The following is a 25,696-nucleotide window of genomic DNA, read 5'->3' as shown; positions in this document are numbered from 1 at the left end:
AAGGCGCAATTGCCTGGTATTTTTTACATATTCCAATGAGAACAGTCAAACCCCTGCGCGTGGGCGTACTCACACGGCCCTACGGTTATCTGGAACAAAGCCGCCTGGGAGTCATGGCCTACACGCTGATTGATTTCAATGGCCCCGAACCCCGACTGGTTCCCGAAGCCGAAATTACGACCCACTTGCTGCCGACGATGGATTGTCACGGCATTCTTGATCTGATTCTTCCCAAGACACGCCCGGAATTTCTTGTCAGTGGCGCGGCATACACCGCCCACCAGCAGAACAAGACGCAATGCGCGGTTCGGGTCAAAGTCGCAGACAAAGAAAAAAGCCTGCTTGTCTTTGGCGACCGTTACTGGCTGGACCATCGGATTTCAGATCCACAACCCTTTGAGCAGATGCCAATAGTATGGGCCAACGCCTTTGGCGGCGCTGGCTTTGACGAAAATCCGGAAGGCAAAGGCATCGGCCGCCAGCTTATTAACGGTGTCTGGACAACGCCGCTGCCTAATATAGAAATACCGACGGCGCAAATTTCATCCATAAATCAGCGTCCCAAGCCCGCCGGATTCAGTCCGGTCATGATCAACCGACCACGGCGCTACAAGCACGTGGGCAACTTTAGCGATATCTGGATGAAAACGGATATTGCCGGCTTCTTCCCAGATATGAACACCCGGCTTTTTAGCGCAGCCGAGGCCGACCAGCGCTGGACTGACAAGGAGAGTCTGCCAGTCGGCTGCGCGTTCTCTGTCTGGAATATGCATCCCGAGCAACCATGTTGGACCGGCACAATCCCGAACTGGATCGCGCGATGCTTTGTAACCCGACAAAACCGTCAGGGCTCCGAAGCGTTCCTGGAGGTCGATTTGAAGCCAACCACGATCTGGCTGCTACCTGGGATCAAGCACGCCATCATGATGTACCACGGCTCGGTCGCTGTCGCGCAAACCTATGCCGAAGACGTACTGGCCATTGTCGCTGCAATCGAACTGCCAGGACAGCCACGTGAAAAGGCTTGGTATAAGGAGATTTTTGAGCGACGCAGCGACTTGGAAACAGGCGCCTTATATGCCTTGCGCGACAAGGATCTGGTGCCCAAATCAATCATCGGAGACTGGCACGATACCCGGCCGGTCGATACCGGTCTGCTGCTCGAAAATGCGGGTAAGCGCGAACAACGCATTCGCGCGGAAATGGGTAGCAAGATAAGCGGCACCGGCCTGGACTCGAGAAAAATCATGCCTGAATTTACCGGCCCACAATTCCCTATCAGCGGCGAGTATTTGCCGGAACTTCATGACCGAATGCAGCGACTTCAGCACGCATCGGAACAACAGATTGGTGAAGAGAAAGAACGCATCAAAAAAGCACTGGCAGAAAACCCGGATACGGATCCCGTGTTATTCGAAAAAATGCAAGACGTTGTTGACGGAAAAATACCGGACTCTGCGGCTGAAGATTTGAAACAGGCCATGCAAAGATTAGAACAACTGCAGGCCGATATGGAAAGACAATGGCAGGAGGAACACCAGACGGATCGCATCGGCGCCGCGGGATTACCCGACAGAGAACAAATACACCAGACCATGCAGCAGATGAAAAAAATCAATTTGTACTCTGCGCATTTTCTGCCGCAAGGTATCGCTGTCTCACAACACATTTGTAATCAGAAGCGAGACCTGGTCCTTGAGCGCCTTCGACGCGGCATGGATCTGCGCGAACTGGACCTGTCTGGCGCCAATTTGACTGGCCTGACTCTGACAGCAGCCGACTTGACCGGCAGCGATATGTCGGGTGCCAATCTGACCGATGCCACACTAGACGGCGCCAATTGCAGTCGTGTTTTACTCACAAGATCGAAGATCGAAAATACGTCGTTACGCAATGCCCTGTTCAGGGAAACGAATTTGGGGGCAACAAGCCCGTCGCGCGCTGACTTTACCGGTGCGCAACTCTCTGCCATGGTGCTGCAACACAGCACGTTTTCAAACTGCAACTTTGAAAATTCGTCCTGGGATGAAGTCGTACAAACAACAAGCGCGGCATTCTCGAACTGCCGCTTTGACAGCGCGACGGTCAATAAGACGATCTTTACTGAATGCCGTTTTGCCAACAGTAGCTTTGCCAGAGGGAAATTCTCACAGGTCGCATTCCAGGTAAATACGCTGGAAAACATTACGTTTGAAAACGCCGCTTTGATCAGTATTACCTTTGTCGCAAGCACGCTGAGAAACGTCAACTTTATGCATGCCCGTATAGAGGGCGCGTCATTTACCTACAAACTGAATATAGACACTTGCAGCTTCCAAGGAGCGAAAATCAAGAATAGCTCCTTCAATAGAACAGTCTTGAATACAGTAGACTTTTCCGATGCTGTCATGCTTCACTGCGATCTGAGCGCCGCGACCCTGCATGGCGCGAACTTTGCGGCAGTCAAGGCGACCGGCTCAATATTCAGACGCACCGATTTGCGCCTTGCGCGCTTTGTCGCGGCAGACCTGACAGGTTGCAACTTTCAACAGGCCGATATGCGCGGAACAGATTTGCGTCGCGCTAACCTGTGTACGGCCGACGTATCAGAAACCTGGCTGGACGACACATCGCACACCCAGGGCGCATTTCTTAAATATACAAAGCTATATCCGTTGCGCAAACAGGCAACGCATTTCTGGGAGCCCAGTGATGAACAATAACGCGAAGTTGTGGGAGTCCCCCGCTATGATGGATATCACCAAGTCCCGTGAGCCCGAACTATGATCAATATCGTGAAATTCCGGGAATCCCAGCCATGATGGATACCTCCAAGTTCCGCGAGCTTCTGGCCTTATATGAACCGGTTATTCGAGAGGACTGTCGCGGTATGAATCTGGACGAGTTCGACCTGAGCGGACAGATTTTTGAAAAAGTCGACTTTTCCGGTGCTTCATTCAGAAACGCTGTCCTGACCGAAACCATGTTCTCTGAATGCGTTTTTGACGATGCGAACTTTACCGATGCCAATTTCAACAAGGGTATGATGTCACACTGCAGCGCAAAGCGTGCCTGCTTTGAACAGACCAGCCTGACCGAACACAATGTCGTACACAGTGATCTGGGACAGACCCTATGGCACGATGCAAGCCTGCAATCCTGTTCCTTTTCCTGTGCCGATTTATCGGGCGCAATACTACGATTCGAAACGGCAGAAAAAACCACGTTTCATGACGTTCGTTTGAAAGAGACCGATTTTTCAGACTCTTATCTGGAATTGATTATCTTCTTTCAAAACGACTTGCGACAATGCCGATTCGACAAAACGTATTTCGATCGTGTTGTATTTACTGAATGCAATATGGCTCAAATGACTTTTGCAAATCAGACGTTTAACCAGTGCCCGTTTTCCCGGGCCAATCTGCAAGCCGCCACATTCGGCGACTGCGATCTGAGCATGTGTAATTTTCAGGGCGCAAATCTGGAAACAGCCACGTTTAGCCATTGCGACGGCACAAACGTACTGCTGATTGAGGCGGACCTGGCCCAGACCAGATTTGTTGCATGCCGATTGCCGCAATCAATATGGATGAATGCACTGGCAATTAACAGTACCGTTCTTGACTGCGATTTGACAGAAGCCATTTTCCATTATGCCAATTGCGAAGCCGGACAATTTTCAAATTGTGATCTATCTCGGACTGATTTTTCTTTCGCTAACCTGCGACATGGCCGGTTTGACAACGTCCGGCTGAACGACACCCTGTTTCACGACGCCCTGGTCTCCGACGCTGCTTTGCTGCGCCGGCCTGGAGCGATTCCCCGACAGGCCTATCTGGCCGAGTCGCAGGACTGGGCCAGATCCCACGCCCGCACGGGTTGAGCGAGCCGTTTCTAGCATGGCTTTCAGTCGATCCGCTGTAGTCTGAGTGCTTGAGTGCTTGAGTGCTTGAGTGCTTGAGTGCTTGAGTGCTTGAGTGCTTGAGTGCTTGAGTGCTTAAGTGTCTTTATGCCTTTGAGTCCTGTCTCCTGTGTCTTAATACCTTAGGCGAACACAAAGGTGCGGTTGGGCGACGGTACAGCGTTGAGCGATGCCACGCCGTTGATAATATTGCTCAGGCCAATAGACGTCCATCGACAGACCGGCAGTGCGCCGGAAAAAACCCGAAAACTCACGTTGATAAATTTCGTGGAAAAGCATTTGACCACCGGCACCAATACACCAAGAACGCCGCTCTCATTTGCCCAGGTAATCATCGTAGGTAACGGACAACATTCCAGATCCAACCCTGGTGTAAATACGCGTGAAAGCGGATTCGGTATCATGGTTACCTTGGGACCAAAATTGGGTCTGGGGCCCAGTATCATAATATCAATAATCGTTGCGCAAGCGCCGACTCGACCTTGAAGTATCATTGCAACTCTCCTTATAAAAGCCCTAAAAATCCAAAGATATGGGTGCCCAGCCCCTTGAGCTTGACATCCAGTCCGCCTGTGTGCAGGGTCGCTCCATCGGCTTTCATGGAACCCGCACTCAGATCAACTTTCATGACCTGAAAGGAATATTTGACAGCAGCCAGATTCAGGTTGATTGCATCGGCAGAAAACGCATAACCCCGATAGTTCGCGACCATGGCAGCCATGGTGGTTCCGGCAACATAAGTGGCAGATCGGGTCGAACCAACAAACGAATCGTGCCCCGTTACGCTCGTTTCACGTCCGGCTTTATAGGTATTCTTGGCGTGGGCGGTGACGATTCGCTCTTCCTGCTCGGTTGCCTTGATCTTGTAATTGGCGCACAGGATTTCATAATCCTGCCCCGACACATCGTAATAGACTTTGCCGCTATGTTTGGACGTGTATTGCGCTCCATAAGTGTGATCGGTAACGCCTTCAACCTCAACCGTTTCGGTGCCCGTCACGGTGCGCTTGAGCGTGCCATCGTACATAAGTTCTGTGGGGCCGGTTACCGTCTGGTCCAGACTGGTATTGTATTTCTGGGTTTCAGCTTCGTCGATTGTCTGCGTATGCGTACCAGTGACGTGATAATCCTCAAGACCATTGACGTAGACGGTGTTTTTACCTTCCTCCACGCGCAATTGATTGTCCCCTGTCAGGATTTTGGTTATTGCGCCGCCCTTGATATTGTCGGCAAGTCCACTGGCTGTGATTTCCCGATGCACGCCGTCATCAAAGGTTTCTTTTTCGTGGCCGACAATATGGGTGGTGCGTGTTCCTGTTACATCGCGGGTCTCGGTCTGGCCTACCGTTGTCTTCAAATTAGCCCCGACGGTCACGGTCAGGTTGCGTACGACATCCAACACCATGTCCAGTTGCGCCCGCATATCAATCAGCTCCTGCCCCAGCTTGTCCTCGAAAATCATCTGGTTGCGCATGCTCGGGTCGCCAAACACAGACTGGCTGCGGAAACCGCTTTGCGTCGCATTGGCGGGCAACGAAACCGGCGGCATGTTCTGCGCGTTATAAACCCGTCCCAGAATAACCGGCCGATCCGGATTGCCGCCGATAAAATCCACCACCACTTCGTCATTGACGCGGGGCAATTGCAACCCGCCAAATCCGCCGCCGGCCCACGGACTGGAGACACGAATCCAGCAGGAACTGTTTTCGTCACCCGTAGCCTGGCGATCCCAGTGGAACATCACCTTGATCCGGCCGTACTGGTCGGTCCACAACTGTTCGCCAGCCGGGCCGACCACGCGTGCCGTCTGCGGCCCGCTGGTCTTCGGTTGCGGCGTAACGCGAGGCGCCCGAAACTGAATACTGGTCGGCAGTGCGCGGAATATCACCTCAAAACGATCCTCCCGTTCGGTTCCGGTGCTATAGCCGGCGACGCTCAGATTGTACGAGGCCGATACACATAGGTACTCGCGGTTTTCCGTTCGGCGCGGATGGTTACGCAATTTGAATATACGTCCTGGCTCGACGGCCCGCACATTGCAAATACCCCGCACTTGTTCCCTGGCGCCCTGAATTTCCTGCAAGCGGATACGCGCGTACTGTTCACCGTGGTCCACTTCCTGGTATCCGGCCTGCCATTCGTAAATCTCCAGCTTGTCGGTATTGGCGGCTTCCACATTCTTGCTGGTGGAGTCCAGGCGCGCACCGGGTTTACGGAAATCATAGTCGACGCTGGCATAGCCGCCCGGGGTGATCTGCGCCTGTACATGCCAGTCTGAGACAAACTCCTCGTGCGCAAGCAGATGCATCTGGCTGTCGTAGTAGGTATAGGTATCGTATCCCGGCACCGGCTCGTGCGTAGACAGGTCGTCTGTCAGCACCAGGGTGTGCGCTGCGTTCTCGTGACGAAACCAGTAATAAATGCCCTCATGCTCCATGAGCCGACAAACAAAGTCGAAATCTGATTCCTGGTACTGCACACAGTACTCCCATTCGCGATAGGACTCAGTCAGTTTGTACTCCACGGAAAAACCATAGTTACCTAACACCTGCCTGATGATATCGACCGCTGACTTATTCTGGAAAATACGGTTGTCCCTGGACTGTGTCAGATACCATAGCGATGGTCTGACTGTCGCGCGATAAACGTAATATTGCGAGTTGAGCAATTCCCGCCCTATCAATTCAAATCGCGTAATTTGTCCGTTCATAAAATGCGGTGCGCCGCTGGCAGTCTCGATCTGCAATGTCAGCGGCTTGCCCAGCAGCGAGCGCACATCCAGCATAGGGGTTTTGGCAAGCAGTTCTACGTTGAATTCGAACAATTCAGACAAACCGGACTGCCCTTTCATGCTTTTGAAATGGAGCACTTGCGGCATTGGCGTGTGTGCAATAACGGGGCGGTTCTGTAGTTGAGGAATATCCATGTTTATCTCTCGCGGTGGACGCGTTCTGTTCGGTCAAAGTGGGGAAGCGGTTCGATAGCAATCGGCCTACACCAGGCGCACAGCCTCAGTTGCTCTCAGGCTTTGCGCAACCGCTCACACTCGGGACAATCAGTTGCTTATTGACAGATCTATTGGGATCACTCAGATCATAGCGACGCTTTATTTCAGGATAATGACCCGAATAATTCCCTGGCCTGTGCCGATGCTGAGCGTGCCCACACAAAGCCGCAATATACCTTCATCGCGGCGATTTCAAGTGCAATAGTCAAACAGGGTTTTACACTTGAAATATTTATTAATAAACATTATTGATGCGCGAATGCGTCTGAGTGCGTTTGCTTCTAAAATCGGCATAGGCTGCGTTTGGGCGCCCGGCTGTCAGTCAATGGATTGAATCAAATGAGGCAATAAGCCCGTAACTCAGGCCAGCCATACTCGCCTATATTATTTCTGTCATATGATTGGCGTAAGATAAGCGCGTCTTCCTCTTTACGATGGTTGCAGATAAACACTGCCGCCATTTGCTCAATCATGCTAAATAGAAAGAAAACCGCCACTTGGGAACGTACAAATAAAGCTGCCACCTGGGGATGGAAATTATTCGCTCTTTCATGGATTCCATTTATTGGCATATTTTCCTACGTCTTTTACCCAGTAGAAGAATGGCTGCCGCCTGTTTCGATCTATTGCCTGGTGATCTCAATGAGCATGATGATCACCGCAATCATATTAATTTGCCGATCATTCTCAGCGGACGTCGGCCAGGCATGCCGGATCCGGGAGACCGGCAAAAGGGGCAAAGCCACGGTTTTGTCCGTGGAAGATTCAGGCGCCCGCATTAATGACCATTTCGTGCTGAACGTCGGACTGCGTATTGCGCCAACCTTCGGACCTGCCTTTGAGACCGTAGCCAGACAAGTGGTGCCCATTTACCACATGGCACAACTTCAGACAAACAGCATGGTGAATGTGTCGTATCTTACCGATACGCAGGAAGCGGTTATTGATTTGGAATGACACGTCTTGGCTGAAAATTGCCAAAAAACCGCAAGGTCGCAGCAAGAGAAGGTCCGGGTGGACAAGAAACGGCAAGCATGGGGTTTGAAAAAAAAGACCTTTAATGTCGACAAACAGGCCCTGCTTGCTGCGTAAGGGATTTGAGCCTGCAACCGAATTAAAGGTCTGGCGACATATTAACTATCGCGCACAGATCTAACCTTGATCCAGGTAAATTTTTTCGAATTTTTTCGACTTCTGCTCAAATCCCGCACCAGGTAGTGTCGTGTCTGTCTCCCCACCGATAGTCCTGATCAGGATCCAACCGTCGGCCAGGCCGCCCCCCGGCGGGTTACCGAGAGACACGCTCCCATGCCTGCTGGATCACTGCCGCACTATTTGCCAGGGCATCCTCTTCTTTTGCGGAAAGCGCCGGCAGATAGGTCTCCAATACGCCCTGCCTGCCTAACAAGGACGGGAGCGATAACGTCGTTCCGTATTTTTCGACATGCGAGCCGACAGGTACGACCAGTCGTTCGTCGTTCAGTATTGTCTTTGTTATATGTGCCGTGACCATACCGATGCCAAGCTGGCTGGCGCCGGTGCCTTCAATAATGCTGATATTGGCAAACCGGACCTCTTCTTCGATTTGCTTCTGGAATGCTTCGCAATCCTTTTCATTTATATCCAGAACACGGGCCAACGGCACACCGCCGATTCGCACGCCAGACCAGACAAACACCTGCGAAGTGCCGTGTTCGCCCAGGACCAGGGCCTCGACCGCTGAAGGGTGTACGCCCGCATGACGGGCAATGTGACAGCGCATGCGCTGTGAATCGAGCAGAGTCCCCGAACTGATGACATGCGCCCCGTGGCTAAATTGACGCGCGACCTCTGCCAGCGGGTCCGGTGGATCGGTCACAACCAGAATAATGGCACCCGGAGCAACCGCACTGATTTTCGGGATAATATCCTGGTAGATCTTTGCATTATCATCGAGCAGAAGCAAGCGGCCTTCCTCATCTTTCCTGTCGGTGGCCCCTCCTTTTTTTTCGTTCACCCCAACGGTCACAATGACCAGACTGCAGTGTTCAAGGTCTTCATAGTGCCCCGCCCGCACATGAACCGCAGGTAGCAGAGTCGTCCCGTACTGAATATCGGTAACCATCCCTTGTGCGCGCTTGTGGTTGCGATTGACCAGAACAATCTCACGAGCGCCACCGGCATAGACCAATGACATAAGGCAGGCGCGTCCTACGGCGCCTGCGCCAATCAGACCAATCTTCATTCCGTATCTCCCGTGATTTACGCTCAAAACGATCTGAACAGTTTATCGCAGTCGCAAATTATGGTTGACTGAAAGACATCACAACTGAAAAATGTATGATAGATGAACCGCGAAGCTGATGCCCACCAGCGTGAAGATGGCTCCAGTCGCCAGTTCGGGGGCGCATTCGGCTTTATCGTCAACCATCCGCTAAACGCATATAGCGGAGCAACGGGTATAGCAAATCGACCATGGACATCAACTATCTGCAGAGTTTTATCACAGTTGTCGAAGCCGGCTCCTTTGCGCAAGCTGCCAGACGGCTAGACCTGACATCGGCGGCCGTTGCCGCTCGCATCAAGGCGTTGGAAGAAGATATGGGCGTTGAACTGGTCAGACGCTCGGGCCGGTCAGTCAGGCCCACCGAAAGCGGCATGCGAATTCTTGAAAGCACCCGTTCGCTGGTCAGGCAAGTCAGGGATATGCGCGCGATGGCCACAGACGAAAACAATCAAGGCGAATTTCGCCTGGGCTGTTTCGTCTCGGCGCTGACCAATATTCTGCCGCCGATTCTCAAACGCGTATATGGACCTTACCCCGAAGCTTCCATCTTTGTAACGCCGGGTGCGTCAATCGAACTTTGTCGCAAAGTTGCGGTCGGTGAATTGGATGCAGCGATCGTTGTAGAGCCGCAATTTGCAGTCGCCAAGCATTGCGTCTGGCAAAAATTCATGGAAGAGCCCTTGTTGGTGATTGCGCCGGCCGCCATGCTGGGCCGCAGCGCCCATGACGTGCTGGCTAACGAACCCTTTCTTCGTTACGATCGCAGCGTTTACGGCGGACAGCTGGCGGATCGGTATTTGCGCGATCATGGTCTGCATCCGAAGCAACGTCTGGAAATCGACAGCCTGTCTTCGATTGCCGTCATGGTTCACGAAGGGCTGGGCGTATCTTTGCTGCCAGACTGGTCTGCCATGTGGCAATCACTGAATATTATTCAGATCGCACTGCCCGAAAGAGCGCCTGTTCGACGCAACGGCCTCGTATGGAATCAGCGCGGCCATCATGCAAACCTGGCCGCCTGTATTTATGAACAAGCCCGCTACGTGTTCGGTACGGGCCGATAGCTGCAGCCGGCGTTCTCACTCGTTCAAGCGGGCACGCAGTCGCCCGATCGCATTCAATTGGCCACCCCCGCAAAACACACATTACCGGGGCACAGTACCCTTGTTCTGCGCAGGCCGCAGAAAATCAAAGTCTACGCCTTTATCCGCCTGCGTAACCGTATCCAGGAACAGTTTTTTGTATCCACGCTCTGCAGTGGGCACAACGACAGGCGTGCGCTGGCGACGCAAAGCCAGTTCCTGTTCCGACACCAGCAGGGATAGGTCGCGACGGCTAACACTCAGGCGAATCCGGTCGCCATTTTCTACATACGCGAGCGGCCCGCCTATTGCCGATTCGGGCGTCACATGCAGCACGATCGTACCAAAGGCAGTACCGCTCATGCGCCCGTCGGAAATGCGTACAATATCCTTCACGCCCTGCACCGCCAGTTTGCGCGGAATGGGAATGTAGCCGGCTTCCGGCATGCCGGGCGCTCCCTTTGGGCCGATATTTTTCAGCACCAGGATATCCTCGGCCGTCACATCCAGTTCATCCGAATCAATACGCAGCGCCAGATCGGCCGCATCTTCAAAAACAACAGCACGTCCCTCGTGCTCCATCAAAGCGGCATTGGCCGATGACTGCTTGATAATCGCGCCGCCTGGCGCCAGATTGCCTTGCAATACTGCAATCGCCCCCTGGGGATAGATCGGATCGGTTGCCGTTTTGACCACCGTCTGCTCAAAGCCCGGTCCGGCGCGTTCAATTTCTTCGCCCAACGTGCGTCCGGTCACGGTGAGCGCGTCCAGCTTAAGCAACGGCTTGAGCTGCCGAAGCAGTGTCGCCATGCCCCCTGCCTTGTGAAAATCTTCCATATAATGCTGACCCGACGGCTTCAGATCAAGCAGTACCGGCGTATCCCGGCCCATGCGATCGAGTGCCTGTAAATCAATATCCAGCCCCATGCGTCCCGCAATGGCGGCAAGATGCACAATGCCGTTGGTGGAGCCGCCGATGGCCAGCAACACCCGCATGGCGTTTTCAAATGCGTCGGGTGTAAGGATTTTATCGATGGTAAGCCGCTCCTGCGCCATTTGTACCGCCTGGGCGCCCGTCAATTCCGCGATACGCATGCGATCTGCCGTTACGGCAGGCGGGGTCGCGCCACCGGGCAGACTTATCCCGAGCGCCTCGCTCAGGCACGCCATGGTACTGGCTGTGCCCATGACCGAACAGGTGCCAACGCTGGCGACCAGCTGATTATTGACGTCTGCGATTTCCTGATCATCAATTTCCTGCGCACGATACTTGCCCCAATAGCGTCGACAATCGGTACAGGCGCCCACCCTTTCGGAACGATGGGAACCGGTCAGCATGGAACCGGTGACCAGTTCAATCGCCGGGATCCCTGCCGATGCCGCGCCCATCAACTGGGCCGGAACAGTTTTATCACATCCGCCAATCAATACAACGGCATCCATCGGCTGGGCCAGGATCATCTCTTCCGTATCCATGGACATGAGATTGCGCAAATACATACTGGTGGGGTATGAAAAACTCTCATGAATGGAGATGGTGGGAAAATCCACCGGCAGCCCCCCGGCAAGCATAATGCCGCGTTTTACCGCTTCAAGCAGCTGCGGCATATTCCCGTGGCAGGGGTTATAGGCGCTGCCGGTATTGGCTATGCCGATGACCGGTCGGGTGAGCGCCGAATCCGAATATCCGGCGCCCTTGATAAAGGCTTTCCTCAAAAACAGGGAAAAGCCATTATCGCCATAGCTGGTCAGGCCTTTTTTCAGCCCGGTTGCTGCGGGCGGGTCATCCGACTGATTGCGTCTGGACATGTTGCTTTACCTCATTTGTGATTATTGGATGGTGATATTGCCGTCTTTAATGACTTTGTCCCACAGGGCAACCTCAGCCTTGAGGCGATCGCCCGACGCGTCGATACTCAGAGGGGCGGCATACACCCCCTGCTCCAGCAATTGCTTTTTGACTTCATCGCTGGCCAGCGCCGTAGTCAATGCGGCGTTGACCTTTTCCAGTATCGCTGTTGGCGTACCGGCCGGCGCCATAACGCCGAACAGGGAACTGACATTGTAATTGTCATAACCCTGCTCTTTGGCGGTAGGAATATCGGGCAGCATGGAAATGCGCTCTGGCGTGAGTACGGCCAGTGGCTGCAATTGCCCCGATTTGATGAAACTGATGGCTGCCGGCACGGTTTCGGTCATCACCTGCACCTGCCCGCCGACCAGGTCTGTCATAGCAGGCCCGCTGCCGCGATACGCGACATGGACGATATCCACATCTGCAATTTGCTTGAACAGCTCCATGGCCATCCGTTGCGGCGCCCCAGCGCCGGACGATGCGAAATTGAGTTTTCCGGGATTCTTCTTGGCGCTGGCGGCCAGATCCGGCAACGAGGTCAGTTTCAGGGAAGGATGGGCCACGGCAACCAGCGGCACCGATCCGACCACCCCGGCAGGGGTCAGGTCTTTTTGCAAATCATAGGTCAACTTGCCTTTTTCCAGTATTGACATCACAGAATGAGACGTAAGTGCTCCCATCAGCAGCGTATAGCCGTCTGGCTTGGCCTTGGCAACTTCAGCGGCGCCGATATTGCCCCCCGCGCCGCCACGGTTTTCAATGACGACCTGGCCGCCGATCTGATCACCCAGATTTTTTCCCACAATGCGACCAATCACATCCGTGGCGCCACCAGGCGGATAGGGAATGATCAGGCGTATCGGTTGATCCGGATACGTGTCGGCCCTGGCATTCGCAAACGGCGTAAGTGCCAGGACACCGCCCAACAGCAGACAGGCGGATACACCAGCGGCCCTGAGGTGAAATTTCGTTGTAAACATAGCTTGTCTCCCGATTATTGTCATGGTTTGCTTTTCCTTCCGTGCGCGCGCCTGCGCCTGCAATAAACGTGCAAGGCCGGGGGCAAAGCGCCTTACAAACGCGGCATCCTCCTGGCGCACAATTGGCTATACCGTGTCGATCTGCGGTTCCTCACACAGAGCAAAGTCAGTATGACAAACGAAAAGCGTATCAAAACCAAAAATTTTTTTGTTTTATCTATAAAAATTGGACCGCAATCGCATGCCTGCGAATAAGCGGGCCCACCGCATTTGCATATATCCACTTCCCGGCAGCTTGTGCCTTCGACTCCAAAAGTGCTCCCCGAACATAAGTTCGCATCGACCACGCCTGGCAATAAACGACTGTGTTCGACCTATAATAGCCCGATGCATCAAAGGACCGCATGGCCGTGGCGACGCGCAATACGCGAGAGGCCGACCTATTCATGATCTAAGCTTAGAACGCAGCATGGAACAGACGCAAACAACAAAAATGCAGTTGCAAACGCACCGTATACAAACAGAACAAGGCCGGCTGTATGCCCAGTCGTGGGCATGGCAGCCAGAGCGCGCGGCGTTCGACGTTCCCATAATCCTGTTTCACGACTCTCTGGGCTGCATCCCGCTGTGGCGCGATTTTCCGGCAAACCTGGCCCTGGCAACGGGCCATCCTGTTATTGCTTATGACAGACTTGGGTTTGGCCGCTCTGATCCCCATCCCGGCAGGTTGTCGGCCGACTTTATTGCCGACGAGATCCGGCAAACACTGCCGCATGTATTGGACGCGTTCGGCATTGTGCGCTTTATCGCTTGCGGCCATAGCGTTGGCGGTGCCATGGCCGTGCAGGCGGCCTTCAGGTTCGGCAATGCCTGCCTGGCGCTTATTACGATGGGGGCCCAGGTCTTTGTCGAAGAACTTACACTCAATGGAATACGACTGGCCAAACAGGATTTTTCAGATCCGCAGAATTTGTCCAAACTTCACAAATACCATGCCGAAAAAAGCCGCTGGGTAGTCGATGCATGGACCGATACCTGGTTATCTCGCGAATTTTCAGACTGGAATGTGCGACAGGAACTGGCGCGCATCCGGTGCCCGAAACTGGCGATCCATGGCGATGCAGACCCTTATGGCTCCGTTGAGCACGCCAGCGCGATTGCGGCCAACGACGGACGCGCCGAGATTCTCAGCGGCATTGGCCACGTGCCATACCGGGAAGACGAAGCGCAAACATTGGAAATGATTAAAACGTTTATTTCTGGCATTAGATAACCCGCTGGCTTTGCAGGCCAGCCGCGCGAGCGTAGCGGGGTTTTACCGCCATATTCCAGATGAAATCGCCCTTGGCAGCCCCCAACGCGTTATATTGGATTTTGCACACACACGGCTTATCAAGGACGGGCAAATGTCATACCATGCGATACTCACCGCCATTGGGCTTTTTGCCCTTACGTTTCTGAGCCCGGGACCGAACCTGTTTCTGATCGTACAGACCAGCCTGTCCCAGGGAAAGTCGGCAGGCATCGCCGCCGGCGCGGGCGTCGCAGCGGGCGATTCTATCTATGCCGCTCTTGGCCTGGTGGGTATGGCAACCATTATTGCAACCAGCCACACCATCTTTGCCTGCATACAGATATTGGGCGGCGCGTATCTGCTCTGGTATGGATTCAATCTGTTTAAACAGGCGCGAGGTCGCACCAAGGCCGTCATTGGCAGCAGTCCGGCGGCGACGTCACGCGCCAGCGTGAGCGCTCACGTGCGCCGGGGACTGATCACCGACCTGGCCAACGCCCAGACCGCCCTGTTTTTCATCAGTATCTTTTCTGTCACCATCACCCCCGCGACGCAGTGGCCAGACAAACTGGCAATCTGGCTGGGCATTACCCTGACCTCTTTGCTGTGGCGCGTTACGGTGTCCCTGGCTTTTTCCCGACCCACTATCCGGCGCGGTTATATGCATGTGCAAGCGTCTCTGGAGCAGTTGGTCGGTCTTGTGCTGATGGGGTTTGGCATCAAGCTGATCTTCGGCGGTTTGCGACCGAACTGATCCGGTGCCGTGCGTAAGCGGCCGACAGAACCGAATACATCAATGCTTTGTTGTAAGCCCCTTGCCTGGGCGGTTCGGCGCATCCTTATGTGTTTCAGTCACGCCTTTTTCGGTAATCTGGACCCATTGCAGATCCGCTTTCGACCATTGCTCCTCAAGTAACTTGTCCAACTGCTGCGTGCCGAACTTCTCATAAGCCGACTCATAAACCAGCACCGAACCGGCTTGCGGATTTTTCATATAAAACTTTGCCCACGCAGCACGGACTTCGCATTCGTCATCCTGATTTGCCAGTGTGCGGCCCTTCTCGTCAGCCCAGTCCCTGAATGTCATGACTTGCTCCGGGTAAATACTCCACTATACACCCTCCCTGTCGGACCGATGTGCAGTTCGCAGTTGTCGCTGATGTTCCAGGAAGGCGCTGTTTCTCGGCACAATAGCGCTTTCCCCGGGAAAACTGCCATTTTCGTTGTGGTCACGTGTAGGTCATTGAATCTTTTGAAAAATATATCATTTGTGATACAATGTCGCCACATAGAAAAATCACTATTCATACATGAACGCTATCGTCTTCGCTTTGCGCCGTGCTTATCGGGTTTATACCCGAGGCATGCCGTTGCCCAGCGTTCCAGCGACCGTTCCTCCCATTTTCTGTCTGACTCCCCAGTTCCTGAGGTGGTTCGCCGTACTTTCCTTGGCCGTGCGTCAGGAAGTCACGGCCATTGTTCATCAGCCAGACTCCTCTCGCACGGCGTAGCGCCTGACAAGCCAGAAACGTCCCAAACCAGACAAATTCTAATGCGCCTGCCACAGGCGCCTTCAACCACATCTGTCTGGCCCGGGTGCCGAGAAAGACGATTCTCCGCCGCATGATTCGCGCCACTTTACGAATTATCGGCCATGGGAGTGCAAATGGAACTGAACAATCATTTAATCCGACTGCGGCGCGATGCCCGCCACAACCCTGACTGCCCGTCCTACCTGTTTGTAAGCGCCAACGCTCAGCGTCGGATTTCGGCGTATATGCCTTGTGACCCTGGCTGCTTGTCATCTGCCATTGCAATGCACCGAAAGCCGGGAGTAGGGTCATGAGGTTCGACGTACGTGTGAGCAACGAGGAAATTGAACATGAGCTGGCCAACCTGCAGGCACGCATGGCCAGTGGGCGGCATGCCCTGGTTAATCTGCCAAGAATGGACATGCCTTTTCCCGACATTGAGTTTCGTGTACGCAAAATCGCACGCGAACAGCGCGTATATGCCATTGACACAGGCACGGGGCTTTTGGTGGGCTACTCCGTATTCGATATTCTGCCCGAAGGGTCGCGCCGCCTTCATGGCACCGTACGCAGTGTGCATTCACGCTATGCCGCGGCATATCAGGGGCGTGGCATTGCCACCGCGTTATACACCAAAGTGCTCTCGGATGGCTTCGTGCTTGTCAGCGGTGCACGTCAATCGCGAGCCGCGTATGCCTTGTGGAAGTCGCTTGGACGTCGCATGCGGTTTGACGTGGTCAAGGTTACCCCCAACACCATCGAACCGCTCAGGATTTCGGAGCGCGATGTCCGCTTTCATGATCTCGATGTCCGGCTGCAACTTTATGCGCCCTGAATAAAACTGTTCAATGCAACAGGCCATGTGGCCCGATGCACTATATTCAATAAATAATCGATCAATATTGCCGCAAACCGATTGCGTCTATCCTGATTTGTTGCAGTACTTAGTCCATGGGAGTAAAAATGGATCTCAGCAAGAAAACAATACGATCTAAACATCCCTGCTCCAGCGGCTTTCGCTGGTTCATGAAAAATACTCCACAGGGCGCAGACTACCAGTATCTGATCGATACGCTTCTTGCCGAAGGCCGGGTTACCGATGCGTGCTGGCTTGTCGACCAGTTCGGCCCGCTCAAAAACAAACTTGCGATCGACAACCTGGACAGCGATGCCGTGGTTGCCGCCAGCGATCTGGTGATTGCCGGCAACTTGCACAGCGACACCGTGTTGCGTGTCGCCGGCGCATTACATGTCCATGGCAGCGTGCGAGTCGGCGGCGACATTCACATTCAGGGAGATTTGTTCGTCGACGGAAACCTGAGCTGCAGCGGTGCGATTGTTGTCGAAGGCGCCGTACGTGTGGGCTGGGGTATCGACGCAGCAGGCAAGTTCCGTTGCGATGGCGATGTGCGCGCCGGCTGGTCAATAAACTGTGAAAATTCCATACATGCAGGCGGCACGATGAGTGTCGGACAGGATATCGTTTGCGCTGATGCGCTGGACTGCAGAAAAAGCGTACGCGCAGGAGGCGATATTTCAGTTGAAAACAACCTGACGACCGGCGAAGGCATCATTGCCAAAGGCGAAATCACGGGCGGCATGCATATTAAAGCCGACTGGGGGATCCAGGCAGGAACCAGCATCTCGGCAAAAGGCTCTATCATGGCTGGCGAGAGTATTGTCGCGGCACAAGACATTCGATGTGGTGGTGGGTTCGGCGTGTTTGCAGGCACGCGGGTCATGCGCGATTTCTGGCCCGACAACGCAATTGTCTGCGCTGCACAGCGGCCGCAGGAACTGCATAGTGGCCACTGGGTGGAACCCCACTATGCCTAAGGGCATCTCGATACTGATTATGACCGGTTTTTAAAGATTCTGAAGCAGCCGGACAATGCCGCCCAGGTCGTCACCGGGTAACGAGCGCGAATCGGAATAGTAATCCTGTCTGTAATCGCGCCCGCGGCATTTGCGTTTTTCCTCGTAGTCGCCATTTTTCTTATACTTGCGCTCAACCTTGCAGGGACCGTCCCGGAATTTCTCTTTGTATTTGCGATGGGAGTACCGGTCACGATAGTCGTCGTCGTGATCGGCCTGCGCTGCAAGCGGGAATGATAGCAACCCGGCAAGCAGCAAAGTAAATACGCCTTTCATAAATTGCTCCACATTTGAATTATCTCAAGTGTAATAGCCATGGAGCCATCAGTAAAACAACCAGACACGCCAGTTTTTTCAGTTGCTTGCAAAACAGCCGTTGGCGTCCTCAAAGCCTTTTCAGTTGGTTCCAGCAGCTGTCAGCGGCCCGCCCGTACACAACAACCGCAGCTTGCATGCTTTGTTGCACCGTGCCCCGCGAGCGGACCTGCGAGCTCAGTATGAAGACGCATTGACCGAAGAATAATATATGCAGGCGCCGATCATTGGGCGACTCGTGAAACAGCAGCAACGTGTCAAACCCGTGCGTGCCTGTCCGGTTGTCTCGCCCGGTTCAAGGCGATATAATTTTGCCGGGGCCACGACCCCACCCATTTGGGAACCTCATCCGGGACGGCCCGGCTTTTTAATGACAGGAGGCCCGAATGGCCTGGTTTCTTTTACTTATTGCCGGATTGCTGGAAATCGTATGGGCGTTTTCCATGAAGCAGTCAGAAGGATTTACGCGTCTGGGCCCCACAGCGGTAACCCTGGTCGCAATGGTACACAGTTTCGGATTGCTTTCGTGGTCAATGCGAACCTTGCCGCTAGGCACCGCGTATACGGTCTGGACTGGCATCGGTGCAGTTGGCGCATTCGTGGTCGGTATTGTCTTTCTGCACGAGCCCATGAGCGCCATGCGCATTCTTGCCGCCTCGCTTATTATTGGTGGCCTGATCCTGATGAAAGTTTCATCGTAGGCGCTTTACATCGTAAGCACTTACGCTTAATAATCACAATTTCAATAATAAACAAAATCGCGCATCGCCCTGGCGAGGCGACCTGCGCGCCTGCAGGGGCACTGCGCTCAGGCAGCTGCGTTGCAGCCGCCTCCTCGTCTGCCCGTACCCAATGTACTCCAATCGGCTATTTGCGGTTAACGATCACTTCCCTCACGTCCACCACCGTTATATCGTCCGGCGTACAGCCTTGCGCTCTCACCAGTTTCTTGATGGCCTGGCTCCCGGTATTGGCGCGCACCTGAAATGTCGTGCCGTTGCGGATCTTCAGCGTAAATTCGTTGAATTTGACTGCGACCATGCTAGACTGCTCCGTCGGAAAATGTTGAATCCTGGCCAATATACCGCACATAGTCGTCAGGACAGGCACTGCCCGAGTCAGGCGGATAACTTTTCCCCCTTGCACCGGCGGCGCGCCTGCACCTGACCCAAGCTCATTACGGTCCATTTGATCAAAAGGCACCGCTTCTGCGCAGTCCAGATTGTAAATAAGCATTTACAACACATTGCTCAAATCAAAAACTTCTGACAACTGATGCAAGCAAGGCCCTAACCTCTGGCTAAAGCCGGCAATGCGTCGGGATTGGCGCAAAATAAAAGGGTATGTCACATGCATACCCTTGTTAAGGGAATGTAACGGTCCATGTTTTGCCTGCGGCTTTGTTGATACGATAAATTGTGTTTATCGAAACCGGTACTGCAACAGAAGGGAGATTTATTATGCTTCATTACGCAATCGTATTTTTCATTATCGCAATAATTGCAGCTGTGTTCGGGTTTGGCGGGATCGCTGCAGGTGCTTCTTCAATCGCTCAAGTCCTCTTCGTCGTGTTCCTGGTCCTTGCCATTGGCTCCTTCTTCTTTGGCCGCGGCAAATGAAGATAAAACTGCAAGGAGTTCCAAATGGCGCAAAACGTTAAGAAAAATGGTTCAAAGAATCAGTCTAGCAAATGATCGAAACCGAACTGGGTGGCGAACAGGTCTATCGGACTGCATTGGCCTGTGCGCTGAACGAAGACTACCTTTAACGAATCTGACAAGGCGAATCGCACCGTGCTGCACTGATCTCAGAAAGCCGGTCGTATCGTATTAGTCACGACAATAGCCGGATCCGGTAATACACGGGACCCGGCCCTTCTTTATTTGACAGAAAGACAAGCTGTTAGAGCACTTACCGTTATGCTAGGCCGCAACGCGCAGCCTCGCCAAATGGCCTTTACGACGCCCGAGATATTCCGTCAGCTGGCGCCTTTGATACGGCAATGACCCAATGCAGCGACGATCCGATTCGACGATGATCTTATGCAGCACTGGCTAGATCCACTGACCAGATCGCCTTCGCATCAGTTGCCGATTCAGGACTGCTTCATGTTCAGAAAATCCACTGCGAGATTAGACATGGCGCGCACCCCCGTGATCAGGGCGGACTCATCGACAAAGAAATGCGGCGAGTGATTCGCAGCCGCCTTGCTCAAGTCCTCTCCCTTGGGCGTGACCCCCAGATAGAAGAACATGCCTGGCGCTTTTTGCTGATAAAAAGAGAAGTCTTCCGAAGCGCTGGACTTGGGCTGCAAGTCATAATTGCCTTCGCCGGCAACCCGTCGCAAGGTAGGCGCCATTTTGTCGGTAAAATCAGGCGGATTGACCACGGCATTGTACAGTTCCACGACCTTGACCTTTGCTTTCGCATCGGCGCTGCTCGCAATGGATTCGGCCGTATTCTTGATGCGCTCGTGTATGTCCTTTTTCATGCCTTCGTCGTAGGTGCGGATCGTGCCCGTCATGGCTGCCTCATCAGGAACGATGTTCATGCGGTTACCCGCATGAAACGTGCCTACGGTGATGACAGCCGGTTCCAGCGCAATATTGGACTGGCGGCTGATAATGGTCTGCAGTCCCATGACGATTTGCGAACCGACCACGATCGGATCGACACCCTGCCAGGGTCTCGCTCCATGTGTCTGCCTGCCTTGGACATCAATCCAGAACTGATCAGCCGCCGCCATCGCAGGGCCGGTGCGCCAGTATAGTTTGCCGGCTTCATAGGAGCTGGAAACGTGCAGGCCAAAGACCGCATCCACCTTCGGATTATCCATCACACCTTCGGCAATCATCTGTTTGGCACCCCAGGTATTGGTGCCATCAGGCTCAAAGTCGGCAGGGGTTTCCTCTGCCGGCTGGAATATGAATTTGACGGTTCCCGGCAACTCGTCTTTCATACTGGCCAGCACTTCTGCTGTGGCCATCAGCATGGCGGTGTGCGTGTCATGGCCACAGGCATGCATGACATCAACCGGTTTGCCCAGGAAGGTCCCCTTAGCCTTGGACGCAAACGGTACATCGACTTGCTCCTTAACCGGCAAGGCATCCATATCAGCACGCAAGGCAACCACCGGCCCCGGCTTGCCGCCTTTGAGTACGCCAACCACGCCGGTGACGGCAACACCAGTCTTGACATCCATGCCCAGGCTGCGCAAATGCTCTGCAACCAGCTTGGCCGTGCGTTTTTCCTGATTGCCCAGCTCCGGATGTTCGTGAATGTCGCGTCGCCAGGCAATCAGCTTGTTTTCGATTTCCTTGGCTTTGCTGTCGATCTTCGCGCTCAGGGCCGAAGGCGGTGCCACCTCGCTGGCTTGCGACGGAGCGGCCTGGGCAGCCATCGCTGTTCCCGCGCCAGGCAACAGCGGCATGCCAAGACAAAATGCGGCCGCAATGGCCAGGCGAATCTTCCTGCTTTCTGTTGATAACATCTTCATGATTTCTCCTCTTTCTATTTGCGACTAAAAATACTTTTTATCTTGCTCAAATATTGGTGCAAATATTAGCACCGGAAACGTATGAGCGGGCCATTTTATTGCAAGTGTGTTATCTGACGTTGGCGCACAGAACACCGTTGTGCTCGCCCTGGAAGTTGACACTAAAACCATTGCCGGCTACATCAATGTAAACAGGTTTGCCGAAATATTTTGGGGGTGCTGCGGATTTTGGCATAAAATGCGAAGATTCACGAGGTCATGATGCTTCCATGTCGCATCGCCCTGAATTACTTTGATATTACGAAATAATGTACGTACTGCGTAATCGCCCCTTCTGCAAAGGAATAACGGTCTGGCAACTTTTGTTAAGCCTGGCAGTGATTGCTTTGGTCTGCAGATCGGTGATTCCCAGTGGCTATATGCCAGTATTGTCCGGGGAAAACGGAAGAAGCGTCGTGCTGACGCTTTGCACCACTGGCGGCGGTCACGAAACGCTGCTACTGAATATTCCCGCGCAGCCCAAAGAGTCCTCTTCTGAAGACCATGCCGGCCAGCAGTGCCCATTTGGCCTGGTTATATCACAAGGCGTATTACCCGTCCTTGATTCGCCGGCCGTGCCTGTAACGGTTTGGCAGGAGCGCTCTGCGCCCTTTATCGAGCACAACCGGGCCTTGCCGCCACTGCCTGCGCTTGGTCCGCCCCTGGGTTCCCGCGCGCCCCCTTCTCACCTCGGCTGATATTTCACTCGTGATCGCGATAACAGCGATCGCCAATCTGTGATTCTCATCTACCGAGGTTTTTTTATGCCTGTTTTACCTGTTTGCACGCCGGTCGCACTGGCGGCGACCGTGCGCACGCGCCTTGCTCTGCTGGTGTCGTCCCCCTATTTGTCAAGGAGGCACGATGCTGCCAATTAAAAACGTTCGGCGTATTGCCGCTATTCTGTTGGGCGCTGTACTTCTGTACGGATGTTCCCGCCCTGCTACGCTGGATAATATTCACGGGCGCGACCTGACTGGCGCCGAATTTGCCCGGACCTTTTCCCTGAACGGGACCGATGGCGCGCGCCATACGCTAGCCGATTTTCGGGACAAAATTGTCCTTGTATTTTTTGGGTTTACCCAGTGCCCGGATATTTGCCCCACCGCACTAGTACGCGCAGCAAACGTCAAGAAACTGCTTGGCAAGGACGGCCAACGCCTGCAGGTATTGTTTATTACGGTGGACCCGGAACGGGACAATCCGCCATTGCTGGGCAACTATGTGAGCGCCTTCGACCCTTCGTTCCTGGGGTTGTATGGCTCATTGGAAGAGACCAGACAGACCGCCAAAGAATTCAAGGTTTACTACAAAAAAATCCCTACCGGTTCCTCTTACACAATGGATCACACGGCACTGACTTATCTGTATGACACCAAAGGCCGCTTGCGGATCGCCCTATCCCATAGTCAGTCCGATGAGGACTATGTCCAGGATATCCGCCAGTTATTGGCCCTTGATTAACTATTTTGGAGAACATTATGTCTATATTTCGCCACCCCCTTACCGTGGTGCTCGCAACATTTATGATCGCCTCGGTCTCTTATGCGCAAGTGATGGTGCAGAACCCTTGGGTGCGCGCCACAGTCGCACAGCAAACCAGCACAGGGGCCTTCATGCTGTTGACGGCAAAATCAGACAGCAAACTGATCGGGGCCACCTCCACGGTCGCAGACCAGGTCGAAATTCATAAGATGACAATGGAAGACGAGGTCATGAAAATGCGCCAGATTCCAGAACTGGCACTGGCGGCCAATCAGCCGGTTGCCCTAAAGCCCGGTGGCTATCACATCATGCTGATTGGCCTGAAACGGCAGATCAACGTGGCAGATTCTATCCCTTTGACGCTCAGCTTCGAAGACAAGGACGGCAATCGGCGGCAAGTGGATATCCAGGCCACAGTCCGCACCTTGCAGGGCGGGCACAGTCACAAATCTCATTAAGAGCCAATTTCCGATTCAAAGCAAATTCTTATGTCACACTCAACGCCCATTTCCACCAGCGCAGCGGCGATCAACTTTCTGCGCAGAATGCATTTTTATATTGGCCTGTTTATCGCACCCTTCATATTTGTCGCGGCGTTAACAGGAACGCTCTATGTATTGACCCCGCAAATTGAAAATGCCATTTATGCGGACGCGCTTTACGTCAGTCCGCAGGGCAGCGCGCGGCCATTGTCAGAGCAAATCGCAGCCGCAACAGACTATGTCGGCACGTCGGCAAAAATCTATGCCGTCAGGCCCGCACCCGAGCCCACCAATACCACGCGCGTGCAATTTGCCGATGACAGTGTCGGCACCTCGGAGTCCAGGGCTATTTTCATTGATCCCTATACCCTTGCCATCAAAGGCGACATGATGGTCTACGGCACGAGTGGCGTGCTGCCTCTTCGGCTATGGCTGGACAAGGCGCATCGCTCCCTGCTACTGGGCGATGCCGGTCGCAACTACAGTGAACTGGCCGCCTCCTGGCTGTGGGTCGCGGCCGTGGGCGGGCTGCTGCTCTGGCTCTTCAGCCGACAGGCACACAGGAGCCTGAGAAAGACAAGCTCTTTTCTGAAAAATCGTCATTGGCATACGACATTGGGCCTGTTCCTGTTCGCCGGCTTGCTTTTTGTTTCCGTGACGGGCCTGACCTGGTCACGCTGGGCCGGAGACAACATCAACCAATGGCGCGCCCATATGGGTTGGCTCACGCCCCAAGTCAATACCACGCTGGCTCACGACGCACACACCGTGAATGCAGACCCGCATACGGAACATCATGCGGCAATGGCGGGCATGCCCCGGCCGAATGAGGACTGGCCGCGGGTTGTTGCCGCAGCCAGAGAGGCCGGCATCAGCGCGAGCATGATAGAGATTCGCGCCCCCAAAGAGACAACAAAAGCCTGGACGGTTACTGAAGTCGATCGCCGTTGGCCCACGCGGGTGGACGCAGTTGCTGTAGATCCGCATAATTTCAGCATCGTGGATCGCACCGACTTCAGCACCTTTCCGCTGATCGCCAAACTGACCCGATGGGGCGTAGATGCCCATATGGGCATTCTGTTCGGCCTACCCAACCAGCTCTTGCTGATCACATTTGGAATTGGGCTCTGTGTGATGATCGCACTGGGATATCGCATGTGGTGGCTGAGCAGACCCGCGCCTTCCGCACAGAACCCCGCAAGAACGCTTGTTGGGGCCTGGATGGGATTGCCGGTCTGGCTCAGAACCGTATCGATCGTGCTGGCGGCCTTATCAGGCTATGCCCTGCCCCTGATGGGTCTTAGCCTGTTGGTATTGATCATGATTGACATAGTTCGGTGGAAAAGGGGCAAGCATAAATCGACTGCGCTGTTGCGAACGGTAGCGTAACGGTGCACGAAAAGTGCATACCAAGAAACCGCCAAGCTGTATTCGCTATTGAACCACCAAAGCCGTTCTCAAGAGCTGGGCCTGTTCGGTCAACTCCTCGGAGCCGGCCCTCGGCGCACCGATAAAACGGAGATCTTTTTGCTCAATATAGGCCGTGGACGTGATGTCTGTACGGCCGACCAAGGGCACCAGATGTGCATGCACGTGTGCAATATCGCCGCCAGTGAAAACGAAACCGACGCGCTCCACTCTGTGAATGCCCTTCATGGCCTTGGCAAGCCGCTGTCCGAGCTGCATCATGCGGGCGGCAAGGTCCGGAACAAGATCATCAAAATAGGGGTAATGGGCGCGAGCAATAAGCTGCACATGCCCCGGCCTTATGGGATTGATATCCAGAAAAGCCATGAACTCATGATCTTCGTACACAATATGTGCAGGAACGTTTCTGCTGGCGATCCCGCAAAAGGTGCACAGGATCGCGCAAGCTTTTTCTTCATGGTCTGAGGTGACTGGCATAGGACCGGCCTTTATAAGAATGGAGATTTAACCGATACGCTAGCACCACCCGGCCTGCCAATCAAGGCCTATTGTCATCCGAACGGTAGCGCCAGCCTCGGCCCGCTTCGCACGGCACTGTGGCTGGCGCCAGATTCGCACCTCATCTGTTTAGGCGCACTGACACAAGTTGATCAACACAT

Annotated in this window: 24 protein-coding genes; 14 read left to right on the top strand and 10 right to left on the bottom strand. The window is 54.0% G+C overall.

The features are described from left to right. Nucleotides 1–35 precede the first annotated feature (35 nt). Complete coding sequence (locus tag CAP48_RS07275) at nt 36–2,702, top strand: DUF2169 domain-containing protein (RefSeq protein WP_100695331.1); 2,667 nt, start codon at nt 36–38, stop codon at nt 2,700–2,702. Nucleotides 2,703–2,797: 95 nt separating this feature from the next. Then, nucleotides 2,798–3,862, top strand: coding sequence for a pentapeptide repeat-containing protein (locus CAP48_RS07270; RefSeq protein ID WP_100695330.1), 1,065 nt, complete (start codon nt 2,798–2,800; stop codon nt 3,860–3,862). Nucleotides 3,863–4,023: 161 nt separating this feature from the next. Here CAP48_RS07270 and CAP48_RS07265 read toward each other — a convergent pair whose 3' ends face one another. Together CAP48_RS07265 and CAP48_RS07260 are read right to left on the bottom strand one after the other, a co-directional pair. Then, the gene (locus tag CAP48_RS07265) at nt 4,024–4,395 is read right to left on the bottom strand and encodes a hypothetical protein (protein ID WP_100695329.1); all 372 of its coding nucleotides are present in this window, start codon (nt 4,393–4,395) and stop codon (nt 4,024–4,026) included. An 11-nt stretch (nt 4,396–4,406) separates the two neighbouring features. Then, a complete protein-coding gene (locus CAP48_RS07260) occupies nt 4,407–6,827 on the bottom strand; it encodes a type VI secretion system Vgr family protein (protein WP_192871298.1) in 2,421 nt (806 codons plus the stop codon). Nucleotides 6,828–7,550: 723 nt separating this feature from the next. Here CAP48_RS07260 and CAP48_RS07250 point away from each other — a divergent pair. Then, the gene (locus tag CAP48_RS07250; protein WP_100695326.1) at nt 7,551–7,865 is read left to right on the top strand and encodes a hypothetical protein; all 315 of its coding nucleotides are present in this window, start codon (nt 7,551–7,553) and stop codon (nt 7,863–7,865) included. A gap of 331 nt (nt 7,866–8,196) precedes the next feature. On the opposite strand, the gene CAP48_RS07245 is transcribed toward CAP48_RS07250, so the two are convergent. After that, nucleotides 8,197–9,132 (bottom strand): NAD(P)-binding domain-containing protein, encoded by a 936-nt coding sequence (locus CAP48_RS07245; RefSeq protein ID WP_100695325.1) that lies wholly within the window; start codon nt 9,130–9,132, stop codon nt 8,197–8,199. A gap of 230 nt (nt 9,133–9,362) precedes the next feature. Here CAP48_RS07245 and CAP48_RS07240 point away from each other — a divergent pair, with 230 nt between their 5' ends. Further along, nucleotides 9,363–10,238, top strand: coding sequence for a LysR family transcriptional regulator (locus CAP48_RS07240; protein ID WP_100695324.1), 876 nt, complete (start codon nt 9,363–9,365; stop codon nt 10,236–10,238). 81 nt (nt 10,239–10,319) lie between these two features. Here the strand turns inward: CAP48_RS07240 and CAP48_RS07235 are convergent, their stop codons facing one another. Both CAP48_RS07235 and CAP48_RS07230 read right to left on the bottom strand, forming a co-directional pair. Further along, a complete protein-coding gene (locus CAP48_RS07235; protein WP_100695323.1) occupies nt 10,320–12,065 on the bottom strand; it encodes an IlvD/Edd family dehydratase in 1,746 nt (581 codons plus the stop codon). Nucleotides 12,066–12,086: 21 nt separating this feature from the next. After that, the gene (locus tag CAP48_RS07230; RefSeq protein WP_100695322.1) at nt 12,087–13,091 is read right to left on the bottom strand and encodes a tripartite tricarboxylate transporter substrate binding protein; all 1,005 of its coding nucleotides are present in this window, start codon (nt 13,089–13,091) and stop codon (nt 12,087–12,089) included. A gap of 469 nt (nt 13,092–13,560) precedes the next feature. On the opposite strand from CAP48_RS07230, the gene CAP48_RS07225 reads away from it, so the two are divergent. Beyond that, nucleotides 13,561–14,364 carry an alpha/beta fold hydrolase gene (locus CAP48_RS07225; protein WP_100695321.1) on the top strand — a complete coding sequence of 268 codons (804 nt, stop codon included), beginning with the start codon at nt 13,561–13,563 and terminating at the stop codon, nt 14,362–14,364. 133 nt (nt 14,365–14,497) lie between these two features. Next, a complete protein-coding gene (locus CAP48_RS07220; protein WP_100695320.1) occupies nt 14,498–15,139 on the top strand; it encodes a LysE family transporter in 642 nt (213 codons plus the stop codon). Nucleotides 15,140–15,178: 39 nt separating this feature from the next. On the opposite strand, the gene CAP48_RS07215 is transcribed toward CAP48_RS07220, so the two are convergent. Further along, nucleotides 15,179–15,472: a hypothetical protein gene (locus CAP48_RS07215; protein WP_100695319.1), complete on the bottom strand. Its 294-nt coding sequence runs from the start codon at nt 15,470–15,472 to the stop codon at nt 15,179–15,181. A 755-nt stretch (nt 15,473–16,227) separates the two neighbouring features. Between CAP48_RS07215 and CAP48_RS07205 the strand changes: the two genes are divergently transcribed. Together CAP48_RS07205 and CAP48_RS07200 are read left to right on the top strand one after the other, a co-directional pair. Continuing rightward, entirely contained in the window at nt 16,228–16,752 is a 525-nt protein-coding gene (locus CAP48_RS07205) for an N-acetyltransferase (protein WP_100695317.1), read from the top strand. A gap of 191 nt (nt 16,753–16,943) precedes the next feature. Then, nucleotides 16,944–17,753: a hypothetical protein gene (locus CAP48_RS07200; protein ID WP_153045662.1), complete on the top strand. Its 810-nt coding sequence runs from the start codon at nt 16,944–16,946 to the stop codon at nt 17,751–17,753. 30 nt (nt 17,754–17,783) lie between these two features. Here the strand turns inward: CAP48_RS07200 and CAP48_RS07195 are convergent, their stop codons facing one another. After that, complete coding sequence (locus CAP48_RS07195) at nt 17,784–18,068, bottom strand: hypothetical protein (protein ID WP_100695315.1); 285 nt, start codon at nt 18,066–18,068, stop codon at nt 17,784–17,786. Nucleotides 18,069–18,493: 425 nt separating this feature from the next. On the opposite strand from CAP48_RS07195, the gene CAP48_RS07190 reads away from it, so the two are divergent. After that, the gene (locus tag CAP48_RS07190; protein WP_100695314.1) at nt 18,494–18,808 is read left to right on the top strand and encodes a multidrug efflux SMR transporter; all 315 of its coding nucleotides are present in this window, start codon (nt 18,494–18,496) and stop codon (nt 18,806–18,808) included. 166 nt (nt 18,809–18,974) lie between these two features. Here CAP48_RS07190 and CAP48_RS07185 read toward each other — a convergent pair whose 3' ends face one another. Further along, a complete protein-coding gene (locus CAP48_RS07185; protein ID WP_100695313.1) occupies nt 18,975–19,343 on the bottom strand; it encodes a hypothetical protein in 369 nt (122 codons plus the stop codon). A 224-nt stretch (nt 19,344–19,567) separates the two neighbouring features. Between CAP48_RS07185 and CAP48_RS07180 the strand changes: the two genes are divergently transcribed. Then, complete coding sequence (locus CAP48_RS07180; protein ID WP_100695312.1) at nt 19,568–19,726, top strand: DUF1328 domain-containing protein; 159 nt, start codon at nt 19,568–19,570, stop codon at nt 19,724–19,726. A 476-nt stretch (nt 19,727–20,202) separates the two neighbouring features. Here CAP48_RS07180 and CAP48_RS07175 read toward each other — a convergent pair whose 3' ends face one another. Beyond that, nucleotides 20,203–21,603 carry an amidohydrolase gene (locus tag CAP48_RS07175; protein WP_100695311.1) on the bottom strand — a complete coding sequence of 467 codons (1,401 nt, stop codon included), beginning with the start codon at nt 21,601–21,603 and terminating at the stop codon, nt 20,203–20,205. A 308-nt stretch (nt 21,604–21,911) separates the two neighbouring features. Here CAP48_RS07175 and CAP48_RS07170 point away from each other — a divergent pair, with 308 nt between their 5' ends. The 4 genes from CAP48_RS07170 to CAP48_RS07155 all read left to right on the top strand — a co-directional run bounded on the left by CAP48_RS07170 (nt 21,912) and on the right by CAP48_RS07155 (nt 24,998). Continuing rightward, a complete protein-coding gene (locus CAP48_RS07170; RefSeq protein WP_369806329.1) occupies nt 21,912–22,340 on the top strand; it encodes a DUF2946 family protein in 429 nt (142 codons plus the stop codon). A 166-nt stretch (nt 22,341–22,506) separates the two neighbouring features. Further along, nucleotides 22,507–23,106, top strand: a complete 600-nt coding sequence (locus tag CAP48_RS07165; RefSeq protein WP_100695309.1) for an SCO family protein — start codon at nt 22,507–22,509, stop codon at nt 23,104–23,106. Nucleotides 23,107–23,123: 17 nt separating this feature from the next. Next, entirely contained in the window at nt 23,124–23,585 is a 462-nt protein-coding gene (locus CAP48_RS07160; RefSeq protein WP_100695308.1) for a copper chaperone PCu(A)C, read from the top strand. Between the two features lie 30 nt (nt 23,586–23,615). Beyond that, nucleotides 23,616–24,998, top strand: coding sequence for a PepSY domain-containing protein (locus tag CAP48_RS07155; RefSeq protein ID WP_100695307.1), 1,383 nt, complete (start codon nt 23,616–23,618; stop codon nt 24,996–24,998). 45 nt (nt 24,999–25,043) lie between these two features. Here CAP48_RS07155 and CAP48_RS07150 read toward each other — a convergent pair whose 3' ends face one another. Continuing rightward, entirely contained in the window at nt 25,044–25,514 is a 471-nt protein-coding gene (locus CAP48_RS07150) for an HIT family protein (RefSeq protein WP_100695306.1), read from the bottom strand. Nucleotides 25,515–25,696: the final 182 nt, after the last annotated feature.

The sequence above is a fragment of the Advenella sp. S44 genome, assembly GCF_002810445.1.
GTDB lineage: Bacteria > Pseudomonadota > Gammaproteobacteria > Burkholderiales > Burkholderiaceae_B > Advenella.
The sequence above is the reverse complement of the archived record's forward strand: the minus strand, read 5'-3'. Positions and strand labels throughout refer to the sequence as shown.

Bases quoted from the DNA above. Each gene is read 5' to 3' on its own strand.
- CAP48_RS07275 (WP_100695331.1), top strand. From the start codon at position 36: ATGAGAACAGTCAAACCCCTGCGCGTGGGCGTACTCACACGGCCCTAC.
- CAP48_RS07270 (WP_100695330.1), top strand. From the start codon at position 2,798: ATGATGGATACCTCCAAGTTCCGCGAGCTTCTGGCCTTATATGAACCG.
- CAP48_RS07265 (WP_100695329.1), bottom strand. From the start codon at position 4,395: ATGATACTTCAAGGTCGAGTCGGCGCTTGCGCAACGATTATTGATATT.
- CAP48_RS07260 (WP_192871298.1), bottom strand. From the start codon at position 6,827: ATGGATATTCCTCAACTACAGAACCGCCCCGTTATTGCACACACGCCA.
- CAP48_RS07250 (WP_100695326.1), top strand. From the start codon at position 7,551: ATGAGCATGATGATCACCGCAATCATATTAATTTGCCGATCATTCTCA.
- CAP48_RS07245 (WP_100695325.1), bottom strand. From the start codon at position 9,132: ATGAAGATTGGTCTGATTGGCGCAGGCGCCGTAGGACGCGCCTGCCTT.
- CAP48_RS07240 (WP_100695324.1), top strand. From the start codon at position 9,363: ATGGACATCAACTATCTGCAGAGTTTTATCACAGTTGTCGAAGCCGGC.
- CAP48_RS07235 (WP_100695323.1), bottom strand. From the start codon at position 12,065: ATGTCCAGACGCAATCAGTCGGATGACCCGCCCGCAGCAACCGGGCTG.
- CAP48_RS07230 (WP_100695322.1), bottom strand. From the start codon at position 13,091: ATGTTTACAACGAAATTTCACCTCAGGGCCGCTGGTGTATCCGCCTGT.
- CAP48_RS07225 (WP_100695321.1), top strand. From the start codon at position 13,561: ATGGAACAGACGCAAACAACAAAAATGCAGTTGCAAACGCACCGTATA.
- CAP48_RS07220 (WP_100695320.1), top strand. From the start codon at position 14,498: ATGTCATACCATGCGATACTCACCGCCATTGGGCTTTTTGCCCTTACG.
- CAP48_RS07215 (WP_100695319.1), bottom strand. From the start codon at position 15,472: ATGACATTCAGGGACTGGGCTGACGAGAAGGGCCGCACACTGGCAAAT.
- CAP48_RS07205 (WP_100695317.1), top strand. From the start codon at position 16,228: ATGAGGTTCGACGTACGTGTGAGCAACGAGGAAATTGAACATGAGCTG.
- CAP48_RS07200 (WP_153045662.1), top strand. From the start codon at position 16,944: ATGAAAAATACTCCACAGGGCGCAGACTACCAGTATCTGATCGATACG.
- CAP48_RS07195 (WP_100695315.1), bottom strand. From the start codon at position 18,068: ATGAAAGGCGTATTTACTTTGCTGCTTGCCGGGTTGCTATCATTCCCG.
- CAP48_RS07190 (WP_100695314.1), top strand. From the start codon at position 18,494: ATGGCCTGGTTTCTTTTACTTATTGCCGGATTGCTGGAAATCGTATGG.
- CAP48_RS07185 (WP_100695313.1), bottom strand. From the start codon at position 19,343: ATGCTTATTTACAATCTGGACTGCGCAGAAGCGGTGCCTTTTGATCAA.
- CAP48_RS07180 (WP_100695312.1), top strand. From the start codon at position 19,568: ATGCTTCATTACGCAATCGTATTTTTCATTATCGCAATAATTGCAGCT.
- CAP48_RS07175 (WP_100695311.1), bottom strand. From the start codon at position 21,603: ATGAAGATGTTATCAACAGAAAGCAGGAAGATTCGCCTGGCCATTGCG.
- CAP48_RS07170 (WP_369806329.1), top strand. From the start codon at position 21,912: ATGTACGTACTGCGTAATCGCCCCTTCTGCAAAGGAATAACGGTCTGG.
- CAP48_RS07165 (WP_100695309.1), top strand. From the start codon at position 22,507: ATGCTGCCAATTAAAAACGTTCGGCGTATTGCCGCTATTCTGTTGGGC.
- CAP48_RS07160 (WP_100695308.1), top strand. From the start codon at position 23,124: ATGTCTATATTTCGCCACCCCCTTACCGTGGTGCTCGCAACATTTATG.
- CAP48_RS07155 (WP_100695307.1), top strand. From the start codon at position 23,616: ATGTCACACTCAACGCCCATTTCCACCAGCGCAGCGGCGATCAACTTT.
- CAP48_RS07150 (WP_100695306.1), bottom strand. From the start codon at position 25,514: ATGCCAGTCACCTCAGACCATGAAGAAAAAGCTTGCGCGATCCTGTGC.